15 protein-coding genes are annotated in these 14855 nt (G+C 72.8%); 5 read left to right on the forward strand and 10 right to left on the reverse strand.

The genetic code is table 11. The features are described from left to right. Nucleotides 1-4: 4 nt before the first annotated feature. From OG309_RS01550 to sigK, 4 genes are all read right to left on the reverse strand, one after another. Complete coding sequence (locus tag OG309_RS01550; RefSeq protein WP_329417597.1) at nt 5-553, reverse strand: hypothetical protein; 549 nt, start codon at nt 551-553, stop codon at nt 5-7. A gap of 208 nt (nt 554-761) precedes the next feature. Beyond that, the gene (locus OG309_RS01555) at nt 762-2204 is read right to left on the reverse strand and encodes an RICIN domain-containing protein (protein WP_329417599.1); all 1443 of its coding nucleotides are present in this window, start codon (nt 2202-2204) and stop codon (nt 762-764) included. A gap of 484 nt (nt 2205-2688) precedes the next feature. After that, complete coding sequence (locus OG309_RS01560; RefSeq protein ID WP_329417601.1) at nt 2689-3438, reverse strand: anti-sigma factor; 750 nt, start codon at nt 3436-3438, stop codon at nt 2689-2691. Continuing rightward, entirely contained in the window at nt 3435-4100 is a 666-nt protein-coding gene (sigK, locus tag OG309_RS01565; RefSeq protein ID WP_329417603.1) for an ECF RNA polymerase sigma factor SigK, read from the reverse strand. Before sigK ends, OG309_RS01560 begins: the two co-directional genes overlap by 4 nt. 615 nt (nt 4101-4715) lie before the next feature. Here sigK and OG309_RS01570 point away from each other — a divergent pair. Continuing rightward, nucleotides 4716-6302: a molybdopterin-dependent oxidoreductase gene (locus OG309_RS01570; RefSeq protein ID WP_329417605.1), complete on the forward strand. Its 1587-nt coding sequence runs from the start codon at nt 4716-4718 to the stop codon at nt 6300-6302. An 88-nt stretch (nt 6303-6390) separates the two neighbouring features. Beyond that, nucleotides 6391-7041, forward strand: coding sequence for a fasciclin domain-containing protein (locus OG309_RS01575; protein ID WP_329417606.1), 651 nt, complete (start codon nt 6391-6393; stop codon nt 7039-7041). Between the two features lie 760 nt (nt 7042-7801). On the opposite strand, the gene OG309_RS01580 is transcribed toward OG309_RS01575, so the two are convergent. Beyond that, nucleotides 7802-8017, reverse strand: a complete 216-nt coding sequence (locus OG309_RS01580) for a hypothetical protein (RefSeq protein ID WP_329417608.1) — start codon at nt 8015-8017, stop codon at nt 7802-7804. Between the two features lie 216 nt (nt 8018-8233). On the opposite strand from OG309_RS01580, the gene OG309_RS01585 reads away from it, so the two are divergent. Together OG309_RS01585 and OG309_RS01590 are read left to right on the forward strand one after the other, a co-directional pair. Then, nucleotides 8234-8590, forward strand: a complete 357-nt coding sequence (locus OG309_RS01585; RefSeq protein ID WP_329417610.1) for a PRC-barrel domain-containing protein — start codon at nt 8234-8236, stop codon at nt 8588-8590. A gap of 19 nt (nt 8591-8609) precedes the next feature. Further along, nucleotides 8610-8777 (forward strand): hypothetical protein, encoded by a 168-nt coding sequence (locus tag OG309_RS01590; RefSeq protein ID WP_329417613.1) that lies wholly within the window; start codon nt 8610-8612, stop codon nt 8775-8777. 88 nt (nt 8778-8865) lie between these two features. On the opposite strand, the gene OG309_RS01595 is transcribed toward OG309_RS01590, so the two are convergent. The 5 genes from OG309_RS01595 to OG309_RS01615 all read right to left on the reverse strand — a co-directional run bounded on the left by OG309_RS01595 (nt 8866) and on the right by OG309_RS01615 (nt 12928). Next, nucleotides 8866-9132, reverse strand: a complete 267-nt coding sequence (locus OG309_RS01595; RefSeq protein ID WP_329417616.1) for a DUF4235 domain-containing protein — start codon at nt 9130-9132, stop codon at nt 8866-8868. Further along, nucleotides 9129-9596, reverse strand: a complete 468-nt coding sequence (locus tag OG309_RS01600; RefSeq protein ID WP_329417618.1) for a hypothetical protein — start codon at nt 9594-9596, stop codon at nt 9129-9131. Before OG309_RS01600 ends, OG309_RS01595 begins: the two co-directional genes overlap by 4 nt. 295 nt (nt 9597-9891) lie before the next feature. Continuing rightward, a complete protein-coding gene (locus OG309_RS01605; RefSeq protein WP_329417620.1) occupies nt 9892-10944 on the reverse strand; it encodes a YihY/virulence factor BrkB family protein in 1053 nt (350 codons plus the stop codon). 152 nt (nt 10945-11096) lie between these two features. Continuing rightward, the gene (locus tag OG309_RS01610) at nt 11097-11966 is read right to left on the reverse strand and encodes a serine hydrolase (protein ID WP_329417622.1); all 870 of its coding nucleotides are present in this window, start codon (nt 11964-11966) and stop codon (nt 11097-11099) included. Beyond that, complete coding sequence (locus tag OG309_RS01615; protein WP_329417625.1) at nt 11963-12928, reverse strand: LysR family transcriptional regulator; 966 nt, start codon at nt 12926-12928, stop codon at nt 11963-11965. The genes OG309_RS01610 and OG309_RS01615 overlap by 4 nt, the downstream gene beginning before the upstream one ends. Before the next feature lie 249 nt (nt 12929-13177). Between OG309_RS01615 and OG309_RS01620 the strand changes: the two genes are divergently transcribed. Then, complete coding sequence (locus tag OG309_RS01620) at nt 13178-14806, forward strand: penicillin-binding transpeptidase domain-containing protein (RefSeq protein ID WP_329417627.1); 1629 nt, start codon at nt 13178-13180, stop codon at nt 14804-14806. Nucleotides 14807-14855: the final 49 nt, after the last annotated feature.

A 14855-nucleotide genomic window follows, 5' to 3' on the forward strand; every position in this document is an offset into this window, starting at 1 on the left:
GCAGTCAGAACGGGAACCACTGCGTGCACCAGGAACGGCCGTCGGCGTTCAGGTAGACGCACGCCTGCACCTGCTTGTAGGACGGGTCGTAGTACATCCCGGACCAGGTGGCGATCGTGTTGGTGCCCGCGGACGTGGTCCAGTTGGTCTGGCCCAGCTCACGCGGTCCCAGACCGCCTTCGAAGCCGCCGCCCCCGTAGTTCCGGCGGTTCACGTACACGTGCCCGCCGCCGCTGCCCGTCGCGTAGGTCGCGCGCGCCCAGGCGTACCGGTCCCCGTCCGTCGTGCCCAGACGGAGGGAGAGCCCTCCGAAGGGGTGGGGGATGTCGAACTGGCTGCCCGGGCCGCTCTGCCAGGTCTGGATGTTCGGGTTGTGGTCGTCGCAGCCGAACCCCGCGCACGCGGTGGCCGTGGCGGAGGCCTCTCCGGCCAGCCCCGCCGAAGCGCCGAAGGTGAGGCACAGGGCCGCCGCCGTCGAAGCGAGGCGGCGGGCGCGGGCCCCACGCCGCGACGACGGCGGATCCATGGGCTGATGGGTCGTCTTGCCGTTCAAGTGGGTTCTCCCTGCTGTGGCATGTCCGAGCCGCCGGCCACACCACCCCCCGTCGACGCGGTGTGGACGGCGGCCTTCCCGATCTGCGACGAGGGTGGCGGCACACAGGGTTGTCCTGACCGGCACGCTGCCATCACCGCAGGTCAGAGACGTCACTCGAACGGACAACGGCTTGTCCGGGGACAACGGGGCTCGTCAGGCACGAGCCTCAGGGGCGCCACAGCATCCACGGGTCGTCCGCGCAGGTCGACTGGAGTGCCTGCTCCAGGTCGGCGCCACCGGGGCGGATCGCGACGCACTTCCCGCTGTTGCGGTTGACCAACTGCCACGCGCGGTGCGACGGACGGTACCGGAAGGACCAGAACTGATCGGGGAAGAGCCCGGCTTCGTCGCCGCACGGGTAGTGGGTGATGATCGCGTCGTCCGTCGTCCGCGCCGCGTCGACCGAAAGGCACAGGCCGCTGAACCGGTTGCGCACCGCGTACACCGTCCCCTCCCGCCCGGTCTTCTCCGGCGTCAGCCGCCAGAACTGTTCCGCGTCCGCGGCACATGTGGTCTGCACCATTCCCGCCGCGGGAATGTCGCTGTTCCGAGGTGTGGACAGGCACATACGGCTGGCCACGCCCGTCAGCCGGAACAGGCCGTCCGGCAGCGGAGGAGCGGCATGCCGGCCCGGAACTCCATGACCTCCGGTGGCCGAGGCGGAGGGCGACGCCCCGGATGTCGGGCGCGCCGAGGCACCGTCCGGGGGCGGGGCCGCCGGAGCGGTCCGCTGCGGCTTCCCGGGCCCTCCGGGAAGGGCGTTCGCGTAGGTGGGCGATGCGGAGCCGGGCCCCGGCGTCGCGGCGGCCGGCGAACCACCGCCCGCGCCACCCGAGGGGAGCAGCCCCGGGGACGGCATCACCATCGTGACACTCACGCGGGGCGGCACGTCACCGGCGACGTCCGCGGCGGGCGCCCGCCCACCCGCGATCACCACACCGGCTGCCGCGGACACCAGAGCGAGGCACAACACGCCTGCCGCGTACAGACCGCCTGACCGACTCCCCTTCGAGCCGTCGCCGACCCGTTCCAGGAAGCTCCGCGCCGCGCCGCCCGCCGCGAGCGCGCGGCTCACCGGCACGGCCCAGGGCACCAGCTCGGCGGCGTACGGGCCGAGGGCCTGCCCGCTGATCCGCCACTGCAGCACCAGCACCTCGTCCCCGTGGTGCTGGAGCAGGCACGCGAGCCGCGCGAGCGCCAGGACGTGCTCATGGTCCGCGGCCGCTTCCCCCCTCACCACGCCCGGCTCGATCTCGTCGGCCAGGCGGAAGGCCGCGACCTGCACCTCCCGCACGGCAGCGAGGCGCGCCAGGGCGTCGTCCGCGCGGACGACGGCCGTGGACCGCACCACGGCCGCGACCAGGGGAAGCCTGTTCCTGTCCGCGTCGCCCGGCTCGTCGACCCCGAGCACCGCTCCCCCGCCGGACCCCGCAGCCAGGAAGGGGCCCTGAAGAAGCCGGATGATGGCGAGCAGTACCTCGACGAGCACGGCGGCATCGGCGGCCGCCGCCTCGGCGCGCCGGAGCGCCTCGCCCGGAGACAGCTCCGGATCGGCGGCGGCCTGCGCGGTCAGCGCCGCGTCATGCAGCACCCGGGCGCGCTCCAACATGGCAGCACGCCCCCGCGCATCCCGGAATCGGTCGCGTACGACCGCGTTGAGCCTGCCCAGCGGCGTGACGCGAGCACCCGAGCGGTATTCGCTCCATAACGTCCGCCCTCCGCCGAAACGATCCGCCAGTTCGCGTACGGTGAGATGCGGGGTGATGTCCCGCAGGAATCCGGCGAGTTCGTCCGCCGCCGGATTGGCTCCCCTCACCGGTCCTTGCCGCCGTCCCGTCCTTGCCATCGTGCAACCCCCCTCGGATCACGCCCGTCAGCCGGATCGACCAGAGACAACCGGCCCGCGCCGACACCCGTCCAGCGCCCTTCGACGAATTGACGGAATTACGCGGATGTGGCGTGATCGCATCATCGGGGCGACGGGGACCGGGGACGCGCCGCCGCGTCCCGCGACGGCGCCTCGCGACGGAGAAGCGTCGCGCCGCACGACAGCTTCCTGGAAGGGGAGGGACTCGCGACCGAAGCTCTCCTGGTCAGGCGGGGAGGGCCATCAGGAGCAGCGGGCTGGTGGTGGGCTGGGGCGAGCCTCCGGCGGGTTCGAGGGTGAGGCCGACGGCTCCCGCTTCGGTGGGGTCACCGGTGAGGACGACGGTGCCGTCGTGGTCGATCAGGCCGGCCGGGCGCATCGTGCCGTCGTGGTCCAGCCAGAGCTGGTAGGTCTTGCCGGCGCCGGGTGCGGGCAGGTTGGCCGCGGTGAAGACCGCCTTGTGCTGCCGGTCGGAGGCGACGACGGTGGTCAGTGCTCCGTTGGCGGCCCGTGCGTGGGCGGTGCGGGCGTCGGGTGCGGCGAGGACGGCGCTGACCGCGTCGAGTTGCTGCTGGGCTTGGCGGGCCTGCCGTTCGAGGTCCTGGGTGTGCCGCAGTTGCCACACCGTGGCGCCGCCGAGTACGGCCGCGGCCACGCCGGCCGCCAGGGCCAGCGGCAGGGCCTTGCGGCGCAGGGCGCTGCCGAAGGCGGGGGCGGTGGCCTGGGCGGGGATGCGCGGCGGAAGCCGGCGCACTCCGTCGATGGCGGCCATGACCGCGGCTTTGGCTGTGGCGGGGGGTGTCTGGGAGACGGCGGCCGCCAGGCGGGCAGCGGTGGCCTCGAACTCCGAGGCTTCCTGCCGGCATGCCTCGCAGGTGCGCAGGTGCGCTTCGAAGGCGCGGCGTTCGGCCGGGTCGAGTGCGCCCAGGGCGTAGGGGGCGGCGAGGGTGTGGGCGTCGGTTGCGTCGTGTTTCATGTGGTCACCCCCATGCAGTCGCGGAGCCGGATGAGCCCGTCGCGCATGCGTGTCTTGATGGTGGGAAGAGGCGTGCGCAGGGCTTCGGCGACTTCACGGTAGGTCAGCCCCTGGTAGTAGGCGAGGGTGACCGCCTGCCGCTGGAGTTCGGTCAGGCCGCGCAGGCAGCGGCGGACCTGCTCGGACTCCAGCCGGGTCTCGACCTGTTCGGCGACCTCGTCGAAGGCGGTGGTGTGTTCGCGGGCGGCCTGGGCGTGCTCGCGGTCGGAGGCCGCCTGGGCCGAGCGGACCCGGTCCACGGCCCGCCGATGGGCGAGGGTCGCGGCCCAGGTGGTGACCGAGCCCGCGTCCGGGCGGTAGCGCGCTGCCTGTCGCCACAGGTCGATCATCACCTCCTGCGCGACCTCCTCCGACTGCGCACGATCCCGTACGACCTTGATCACGATCCCGAACACCAGGGGTGCGAGGCCGTCGTAGAGGACGGCGAAGGCCTGTTTGTCACCGTGCGCGACCTTCTGCATGACCTCGGCCAGGTCGCTGCGGGCGGAGTCGCCGCGGCGACCGGCGGCGAAGGGGTGCGGTTGTGTCACCGGCGCGGCTCCGGACGTGGTGAGGAGGTGAAGGGGTGGTCGGGCAGGGCCGCCGGGGGGCGGGGTGTCCATCGCATGTCGGTCCTCGACTGGTCGCTCAAGGGGTGCTGGTGCCGCCCCGCGTGCCGGGCCGGCCACCAGGGGAGGCGTGGGTGTGTCGGGGGTTCTTCGTAGCGGGCGGGCGCGCGGATGGGTGGCCGCGTCGTGGCTGGTGCCTCTGCCCGGCGGACCGGTCGGGGGATCCGTGACTCGCGGACCCGGCCGTGGAAGGAGCGGGAGCGGCGAGGGCACGGGAGCGGGATCCGTCTGGTGTTCCCCCATGGCCGGTGCCGCGGGCGGCGCGATGCCGATTCCGGCATGTCCGCGACGCCCCGCGTCGGCGGCACGGACAGAACTCCTGCCGGGGCTCCGGCAGTCGGGCACCGTTCGCGGGGGCACACCGTCATGGCAGTCAGCGCCTCCAGCTCGTCGATCAGCGTGTGCGTCGATCAGCGTGTGTCGTGCGTCCTCCGGCTTCGGAGGTCTCCTACGGACACTTCGGGGCGGGGGCGCCCGACGGATGCCGCGCGTGCCGGGGGGAATGTTCGCGTCCGTACCCCCTGTTCCACGGCCGTTCCGTGAGACGACTCGGGGCGGAGTGTTCACTCGTCCGGGGGGCGGACCCATCCGCTGGGCGGGGCCTGCCGAATGCCGGGTGTGAGCAGCTTCCGCACCACCCTTTCCCGCGCCGCAACGGGCGCGTCGGCCGGGCTTCTGGCCGGTTCCACGGCGCTCGCCGTGGCCGAGCTGGTCGCCGGGCTGGGGCGGCCGGCCTCGGGACCGGTGACGGTGGTGGGCGGCGCGCTGATCGACCGGACTCCGGCCCCGGTGAAGGACTTCGCGATCCGCACGTTCGGCGAGGACGACAAGACCGTCCTGCGACTCGGCATCCTCGCCGTCCTCGGGCTCGCCGCGGTCGGTCTCGGTGTGATCGGCCTGCGCCATCGACGCCTCGCCGCCGCCGGCGTGCTGTTGTTCGGGACCGTCGGCGCCGTCGCGGCCCTGGGCCGCCCGGACTCCAGCGGCACCGGTGACGCGCTCCCCTCGATGGCCGGGGGCCTGGCCGGTTCCTTCGCCCTGTACGTCCTGCTCTCTCAAGCAGCCGCCGTGAAGGCCCCGGCCGGCCGCGGGGGCGAGTCCGCGGTGTGGGACCGGCGCGGTTTCCTCGTCGCGGCGGGCGTCACCGCGGTGACGGCGACGTCGGCAGGTGTGCTCGGGCGCTTCCTTTCCGCGCAGCAGGGTCAGGGGGCTGGAGTGTCCCGGGACAGGCTGGTCCTGCCCGAGCCCTCTTCCCCGGCCCCCGCTGTTCCGGCCGGCGCGCAGTCGAGGGTGCCGGGCATCTCCTCCTTCCTCACGCCCCACCGCGACTTCTACCGCGTCGACACCGCCCTGACCGTCCCCAGGGTCGACGCCGCGACCTGGCGGCTCCGGATCCATGGCAAGGGCGTCACCCGTCCGCGTACGTACACCCTCGACCAGCTCCTGGCACGCCCGCTCATCGAACGCGACATCACCCTCACCTGTGTCTCGAACGAGGTCGGCGGCCCCTACGTCGGCAACGCCCGCTGGCTCGGCGTGCCCCTCGCCGGTCTGCTCCGGGAAGCCGGTGTCCGGCCGCCCTCCCACGGTGGCGCGGCGGATCAGCTCGTGGCCCGGTCGGTGGACGGCATGACGCTCGGCTCCCCCGTCGAAGACGTCATGGACGGGCGCGACGCGATGCTCGCCGTGGGCATGAACGGAGAACCCCTGCCCTTCGCCCACGGCTTCCCCGTCCGCATGGTCGTCCCCGGGCTGTACGGATACGTCTCGGCCTGCAAGTGGATCGAGTCCATCGAGCTCACCACCTTCGACGCCTACGACCCGTACTGGGTCAAGCGCGCCTGGGCCCGCCGGGCGCCGATCAAGACCCAGGCGCGCATCGACACCCCCCGGCCCTTCGCCCGGCCCGCCGCCGGCACCGTCACGATCGCGGGCGTCGCCTGGGCCCAGCGCCGCGGCATCGCCCGCGTCGAGATCCGCATCGACGACGGGCCCTGGCAGGACGCCGACCTCGCTGCCCAGGACAGCATCGACACGTGGCGCCAGTGGTCCTACCGCTGGAACGCCGCTCCCGGCGCACACACGATCACCGTCCGCGCCACCGACGGCAGCGGCCGGATCCAGACCGGACGACGCGCTCCCACCGTCCCCGACGGAGCGAGCGGCCGGCACAGCGTTCTCGTCACCGTCCCCTAGACCACCGGACCGCCCTCAGGGCACGCCCGGCAGCTCGACCCACGCCCCTCACCACCCGTACGGACAGCTCTTCAAGGAGTAAAAGGTCATGAACAGCATGAACATCCGCCGCACCGCGATCGCCGTCGCCGCGGCAGCCCTGCTCCCCCTCTCCCTGGCCGCCTGCTCGAACGCGGACGGCGACACCAAGGCCGGTCCCACCGCGGCCGCCGGGGACCAGGCGCGGACGGAGGCGAGCTCCCCCTCCGAAGAGGCGATGACCGGTGACCAGCCCTTCGGCCCGGCATGCGCCGGGGTTCCCCAGGAAGGTGCCGGTTCCTTCGACGGCATGGCCAAGGACCCGGTCGCCACTGCCGCGTCCCACAACCCGGCCCTGTCGACCCTGGTCACCGCGGTCGAGAAGGCCGGACTCGTCGACACTCTCAACAACGCCAAGGACATCACCGTCTTCGCGCCGACCAACGAAGCCTTCTCGAAGATCCCGAAGGCCGACCTCGACAAGGTCCTCGCCGACAAGGCCGCCCTCACCGACATCCTCACGTACCACGTCGTCGGCGAGAAGCTGACCCCGAAGCAACTCGAGAACGGCACGTTCGCAACCCTCCAGAAGGGCATGATCACCACCACCGGATCCGGCCAGTCCTACAAGGTCAACGGCACGGCCCACGTGGTCTGCGGCAACGTCAGGACCGCCAACGCCGAGGTCTACATCATCGACACCGTCCTCATGCCCAAGTAGCCCGCTCGGGCCCGCACCATCGGGCCCCGACAGCCGAGGGGCGGCGGCCGACCGCCCCACGCCGCCGGTGAAGTGGCGCCGCGAGAGCAACGCCGGCCGCCACACCCCACCCACCGACCGCGCAGGCCCCGCCGAGCCGGCAGGGCCTGCGCATCCTGCACCCGCAGGAACGCACCATGCCCCCCTCCCCGGCCGACGGCGTTGCACCCGGCCTACGAGGGGCGGGCCGTCTGCTGTCTGCCTGTGGACCAGCCTGACCAGCGCGCCGAAGGCGCGGGACCGTTCACCACCCGCCTCACCTGGCACCCGCCCACCGGCGGCACCGCCACCTGGGACTCCAGCCCCGCCCGCCGCCAAGGGCTCATCACCGTCCGCCCACCCGGCACGGTCAGCCCCCGGCAGGCCGCCGCCGACACCGTCCTCGCCCGGCTCCGCACGCTCAACGCGAACGCCTACACCCGCCCCGCCACCGGCAGCCCTGATCAACACCGACCCGGAGCGCGGGCAGGAGGAGCAGCAGGCGGGCATGGGGCTCGTGGACACCGGGGGCGTCCAGGTCGGACGTGCCGGCGAGGTGCGCGAGCTCCCACCAGGAGAGTCCCGGGCCCGCAGGGTGCCCGTCGACACTCGCCAGGTGCCCGTGCCCGTCCCATTCCTCCTGAGTGACGAGGTACTCGGTTCCTGCCCCCACCGACATCCGTCCGCCTGCGTACGGTGGGTGTGCGGGGCCCGGCTCCGCGACCCGCGGCGGGGCGCGGTGTCAGGCGGCCTCGTACGTGTGGGCTCGTCCGCCGCGCCACTCCACCCAGCGGGGGTCGTCGAGCAGCGGCTCCGCGTCTTCGAGGCCCGCGCGCCTCAGGAATTCGGTGACGTCCTGGTCGCTGTGGGCCAGCCCGAGGATGCCGCCCTGGCGGACGGTGACCCTGCGGCCGCCCGTAGGTGAGGGTGGGTGGACGATGATCGGGGCAGTGCCCATGCCTCCAAGGATGCTCCTGGCGGGCCGAGGACGAAGGGTGTCGGCGTCCCGGAGGCGGTGATCCCGCTGGTTCCGGCGTTCCTGCAGCAGCAGGCGTCGCAGCGCTTCCGGGGCCGGACCGCCCGCGGCCGTCACACCGATGACCGTGTTGTCCGCAGGGCGAAAGGGCACATCCGGCCACATGATGGAGTCCGGGCATCGAACGGAGGCCGATGGATGATCCAGATCGCCGACATCCGGGAATGGCGCGAGCATGACGTCGTGGACGCGGACGGGAAGAAGATCGGCACGCTCGAGTCGGTCTACGTGGACACCGCCACCGACGAACCGTCGTTCGCGACCGTCACCATCGGCCTTCCGACCCGGCACCGGCTGGTCTTCGTACCCCTCGGCGAAGCCACGGTCGGCCCTGGCTATGTGCGGGTCCCGTTCACCAAGTCCTCGGTGAAGGACGCACCGGCCATCGACACCGACGGGGTGCTGCCGGCCGAGCGGGAACCCGAGGTGTTCGCGCACTACGAGCTGGAGTACCGGCCCGGCGTCGGCGGCGAGCGACGTCTGGCCCGGCGCTGAACGGCGGGAAGAAGCGCTCATGGTCTGGGTACTGCTGCTCGTCATCGTGGCGATCGTCCTCGGCATCGTCGGTGCGGTCGTCGACGGACTGCTCTCTCTCCTGGTCATCGGCGTCCTCGTGTTCGCCACCGCGCTGACCCTGGGGGCCCTCCGATTCCGGCGCACCGGGCGCCGCCCGGTGCGCTAGGGCGCGGCGAGGTAGCGCTGACTCGCGCCGTCGACCGGCCCGCGGTCACGCACGGTGCCGGACGATCGGGCAGGCGGGGGACGTCTCGTCAGCCGGGCCAGCTGCCGGTCAGACGCCGGGTGGCGGTCGCCCCGCCCCGGTCGACGGCTGCCTTGACCACGGCGAAGATCGCGCCCTGCAGGGCCGCGGCGACCAGGACCTCCTGCCAGGTGCGGTCCTCGTCGGTCGCGCCCGGAGCGTCGCCCTCGTGGCCGATCAGCTTCCAGGCCTGCTTGAAGGCGGCACCGGCCGCCATCCCGCTGACTGCGCCGAGCGCCAGCCCGACGGGCTTGTAGGCGATCTTGGATGCTTTCACTGGGGCCTCCGGTTGCGGCGCAGGAACAGGAGCACCGCGATCGTCGCGGCGGCTGCGGCCAGGACGGGGGCGCGGTGGGATCGTGCGGTGGTCCCGGCCGATGCCACCCTCGCGCGCACCTGGTCAGGGATCTTGACGGCCGTCAGGTACCCGGCCGGGACCTTGCCGTGACGGACCCGGGCCGCGGCGTGGGCTGCCCGGTCGACGAGCGGGTCGGGCGTCTTGTCCTTGACCACCTCGGCCGCCTGCGCCACCGTCGTCCGGAGGCGGTCCGCCACGAGGGTGGCCGCCCCCGCCGCCTGCTCCTTGAGCGCGTGCGCCCTCTCCCTGGCCTGCGCCGTGACGTCGGCCTTGCCGGCCGGCACCGCCACGGTGCGGCCGTGTTCGTCACGGGTGCGCCTGACCTGCTCGCGCGGTCGGGCCGTACCCGGTGCGGATGCGCCGTCCTCGGCATGGTGGCTCATAGGTGTGCCCTCTCCTCGGTCCCGGCCACGTCGGCCTGACGCTGTCGATGGTCTGCTCGGGTACAGGACTGTGGGGCCGTCGGTGTCACGGGCATCGGGCTCACCGGCTCGTCGCCGCCGTGGCCGCGACCTCGTTCGACGGCGCTCATCGGCTCATCACCTTCCTCCACTCGCCGTGGGGTGTCCCTGACGCGCCTACCCGGCAACCGGCCGGTCACCCACCGGGCGGTGATGATGACCCCGCGGCCCGTCGGCAACCCCGTACCCGAGTCGTCGCCGCCCGGGCCGGAGCCCCTCACTCCACCCGGCGTCGGTCCTCGTCGTTCCACGCCCGGGTGTCCCGCGGCTCGACGTACGGCTCCTCGTCCTCGGGGAACCCACCTGCGATGGCCCGCTGCCTGACCATCTCGGCATCGAACTCCAGACCCAGGAGCACGGCCAGGTTGGTGATCCACAGCCACACCAGGAAGACGATCACGCCCGCGAGCGTGCCGTACGTCCTGTCGTACGAGCCGAAGTTCGCGACGTAGAACGCGAATCCGGCCGAGGCGATCATCCAGATCACCAGCGCCAGGAGACAGCCCGGGGTCACCCACGTGAAGCCTCGGCCCTTCGCGTTCGGCGCGGCCCAGTAGAGCAGCGCGATCATGACCGTGACCAGGACGACGAGGACGGGCCACTTCGCGATCGACCACACCGTCATCCCGGTGTCCCCCACCCCCAGGGCCGCCGCGGCCTCGCGGGCCAGACTGCCGGTGAAGACCACGATCAGCGCGCCGACGACGGCCAGGACCATGAGCGTCAGGGTCAGGCCGAGCCGCAGCGGCAGCACCTTCCACACCGGGCGGCCCTCGGGCACGTCGTAGACGGCGTTCGAGGCGCGGATGAACGCGGCGACGTATCCGGAGGCGGACCAGATCGCGACCACCAGACCCACGACGGCCAGCAGCGAGCCGACGCCGCCGTCGTCCTGCAGTCGCCGTACCGCGTCGCTGATCACCTCGCGGGCCGCGCCTGGCGTGAGCCTCTCCAGACTCGCCAGCACCCGGCTCGTGACCGACTCGCCCGCGATGCCCAGCAGCGACACCAGGACCAGAAGGGCCGGAAAGAGAGCCAGCACCCCGTAATAGGTCAGCGCCGCCGCGCGGTCGGCCAGCTCGTCGTTCCTGAACTCCGTCAGCGTCCCGCGCAGCACCGCCCGCCAGGACCCCCTGGGCAGCTCGGAGAGCCGGTCCGGCGCCCGCTCCTCGACACCAGGGCTCGGGCCTGCCGCCTCGCCGTGACCCGGCTCGGACGGCCGGCCTTCACCTCGTCCCGAACCGTGCCGGGTCTTCCCTGTGGGTCTCATGGTCGGCGCCTGTCCGCTCACGCCCCTCTCACGCGCTCCCGAGCGGCCTGCCACACCTGCCCCTTTCGGCGCCCGGACACGCTCGAACGTCGCGGCCCCGGCCGGCCCCGGCCGGCGTTCACCCGTCGAGCGACGGCGGGGATTCCCGTCGGCTACCGGCTGCGCAGGCTGTCTACCGCGATGCGTGCGGTGGTTCCGATGACGGCGTCGACGGCGGGGAGCGTGGCTGCGGGGTTGGCGGCGCGGGTGAAGACCGCGATCGCGTACCGGCCCCCGTCGGGGTACTCGATGACGCCCACCTCGTTGCGGAGGGTGGGCAGGCTGCCGGTCTTCCCGGCGACGTGTACGTCGTCGAACGGGAACCCCGAGGCCATGCGATGGGGCCAGACCTGAAGGCCCAGGAGGCGGCGGATCGCCGCGCCGTGCTCGGGCATGCAGGCCTCGTCGCGCCACAGGGCCCGCAGGAGCGTGGTCATGTCGCGGGGGGTGCTGTGGTTGGTGCGGGCGGGGTCGAGGGCGCGGAGGCGGGCGATGACACGGGGGTCGGCCAGGGCGTGCGTACCGCCGGGGCCCGCGTCGTCCCGGATGGTGGCGAGGACCTGGGCGAACGAGTGGAGGGCACGGGTGCGGGTGAGGCCCAGTCCTGCGGTGGTGGCGTTGACGGCGTCGAGACCGACGCGTTCGAGGAGGAGGCCCGCGGCGGCGTTGTCGCTGAGCGCGGTCATGAGGTAGGCGGCGTCGCGCAGTGAGATGCGGACCGGGTCGAGCATGGCGGACAGGCCGGTGGGCCCGGTGGCACGGGGCTGGGGCGGGCATTCCACCTGCTCGGTCAGGTCCAGGAGGCCTTGCTCGGCTTGCTGGTGCAGGGCGACGAGCAGGCAGAGTTTGTGGACGCTCGCGGTGACGACCGGATGGTCTGCGCCGACGTTGACCTCCGCGCCGCTGTCGATGTCGACGGCGTGGAGCCAGCCGGTGGCTCCTGCTTCGCCGAGAGCGCTGTGGATCAGCGGGACGGGGTTCACAGCCAGTACTCCGATGCGGGGCGCAGGTGCAGGGGGCGCGGCGGCAGGTCGTCGGACATGCGGGTGGTGCGGCTCAGTGCCTTGGGAGTCGCGTCCGCGAAGGCGGTGACGGCGGCGTCCTTGCGGTCGCGCGGCCAGGCGACCGAGTAGCGCCAGGCGAGCGGAGCGTCGGCAAGGGGCCGCCAGACGACGTCGGGGCTCGGCGGGCCGACCGTGGGGCGGGACGGCTGCGGGCCGAAGGCCACGGCGTTCAGGGAGAGGATCAGGCCTCGGACGAAGCTGTCGCCCTGGCCGTGGCGGATCAGGCCCGGGGTGTATCCCCCTCGGGCGCAGGTGGTGAGCATGTCGTCGTAGAGGGCGGGTGCGTCGGCGCGGGGGAAGAGGACCAGGCCGTGTCCGGTGAGGGCGGCCAAGGGCACCTCGTCGCGTGCGGTGAGTGGCGAGGCGGGTGGCAGGAGGACGCCGAGTTCGCAGCGCAGGACGGGGCCCAGTTCCAGTCCGGCGACGTCGCACGGGTGGTGGATCAGCCCCGCGTCGAGGTCGTGCGAGGCCAGGCGGGCGAGCTGGTCGGAGGTGCTCAGTTCGTGCAGCTCGACTTCCAGGCCGGGGTGGTGCTCCTGCAGTTCGGCCAGGATCGCGGCGACGGTCTCACCACCGATGCCGGAGGGCAGGGCGGCGCGCAGGAGTCCCCGGTGGCCGTCCCTGATCCGGGCGGCACTGGCCGTGAACGTGTCGCAGCCGGCGATCAGGGCGCGTGCTTCGCCGAGGAGGAGGGCGCCGGCCCGGGTCAGGGTGACCTGGCGGCTGGTCCGCTCGAAGAGCCGTACGCCGAGTTCCTTCTCCAGGCGCTGGATCCGCTGGGACAGGGGAGGCTGAGCCATCCCCAGGCGCGCCGCGGCCCGTCCGAAGTGTCTTTCTTCTGCAACAGCGACGAAGCACCGCACATGCCCGACCATGTCCACGAGCAGCAACCATATCAAATATTGATTGATTCTCTCTTGATCCAGATATTGGACATGATGTGGTGCTTGCTGTTGATGTCGCGTCATGCCCGCATTCCTCCACCTCTTCGTGCTCGCCGCGCTGTTCGCGGCGGGGCTGACGGCCCGCGCCCTCGCGACCCGGCCGCGCTCCGCCCCGCGGCGCGGGGGGCCACCCCGGGCCGGCCGCCCTGCCGCACGAACCTGGCGTCGACAGCGAAGGACTCCGTGATGTACGACACCGATCACCAGCTCCCCCCTCACCGCAGGGCCTCCCGCGCCGCCCGCCCCGCCGTGGCAGGGGCCGTCGTCCTCGCCGTTGTCGCGGGTGGCGCGTACGCCGCCGAGTGGGGACCGTTCGGGCCGGGAACCGCACCTGTGGACCCCGCCGCCGTGTCCGAGGCGCGGGCCTTCCTGGCGGACTGGGCGGCCGGCCGCATCGAGAGCGCCGGGGCCCGGACCACCGACCCCGACGAAGCACGGACCATCATCCGCAACTTCACCGCCGGGCTGGAGATCAGCAAGCCCAGGCTGACGGCGGCCGAGGCGAAGGCGGCGGAGGACGGCACGATCACCGTCCCCTACTCGGCGGACATGCCGGTCACGGGACTGGGCACCTGGTCCTACGACGCGCGGATCCCGGTACGTCGTCAGGCCGACGGGTCCTGGAAGGTCACCTGGGCGTTGTCCGTGGTCCACCCGCAGCTGAGCCGCACCGAGAAGTTCCGCCTGACGCGCCAGGACGACGCGGCGCCGCCGGTGACCGACCGGGCGGGAAAGCCGCTGTCCCCGGAGCGCAGCCCCTCCCTCAAGCCCGTGCTCGACCAACTCGCGCGAGCCTCGGGAACCCGCCCGCGCGGTGCCATCGAGCGGATCGACCGGGCCACCGGGCAGGTCACCGCCACCGAGGTCTCCTTCGGCGAGGCCCCGGCCGCCGAAGCCGACCGGGACATCCGTACCACCCTCGACTCTCGATGGCAGACGGCGGCCGACCGGGCCCTGGCAGCGAAGGCGGGCGGCAAGAACGCGGCGCTGGTGGCACTGCGCATCGACAACGGCGAGATCCTCGCCGTGGCCAACTCGCCGGCCACCGGATTCAATCGGGCCGTCTCCGGCACCTACGCCCCCGGCTCGACCTGGAAGATCGTCACCACCACGGCGCTTCTCCTCGACAAGGCCGTGGCGCCGGACGACATCGTCGACTGCCCCCGGTACATCACCGTCGGCAAGGAGTTCCACAACGTCGAGACCTCCGAGTTCCCGGGCGCCACCTTCACCAAGAACTTCACCGAGTCCTGCAACACCGGCTTCATCGGCCTCCGCGGCAAGGTCTCCGACAGCGGACTCGGGGATGTCGCCAGGAACTACTTCGGCATCGGCCAGGAGTGGAACGTGGGCATCCCCTCGTTCGACGGCTCGGTACCGGTCCCCGGCGACCAGACCGAGAAGGCCGCCTCGATGATCGGGCAGGGCAAGGTCCTGGGCAACCCGCTGACCGTGGCCTCCGTCGCCGCGACCGCCGCATCCGGCACCTTCCACCAGCCCACGATCACCGGCGGCACCGAGGACACCACCCGGACGAAGCCGCTGCCCCGCGATGTCGTCGCGCAGCTGCGCACCCTCATGCGGGCCACGGTCACCGACGGCACCGCCCGTCACCTGGCCGGCCTGCCCGGGAACGTGGGGGCGAAGACGGGCACCGCCGAAGTCAGCGAGAGCGCACCCAACAACGGCTGGGTCGCCGCCACTCGGGGCAACGTCGCCATAGCCGTCGTCGTGGAAGGCGGCATCACCGGCGGATCCTCCGCGGTACCCGTGGTGCGCCACCTCCTGGAAGCCGTCCCCCAGGATCCCTCCTGACCCGCCTCGCCCTCGTCTGGACGGCGAGGGCGAGGCGGCGGCGCCGGAA

Origin of the sequence: Streptomyces sp. NBC_01268, from assembly GCF_036240795.1 — a bacterium.
GTDB lineage: Bacteria > Actinomycetota > Actinomycetes > Streptomycetales > Streptomycetaceae > Streptomyces.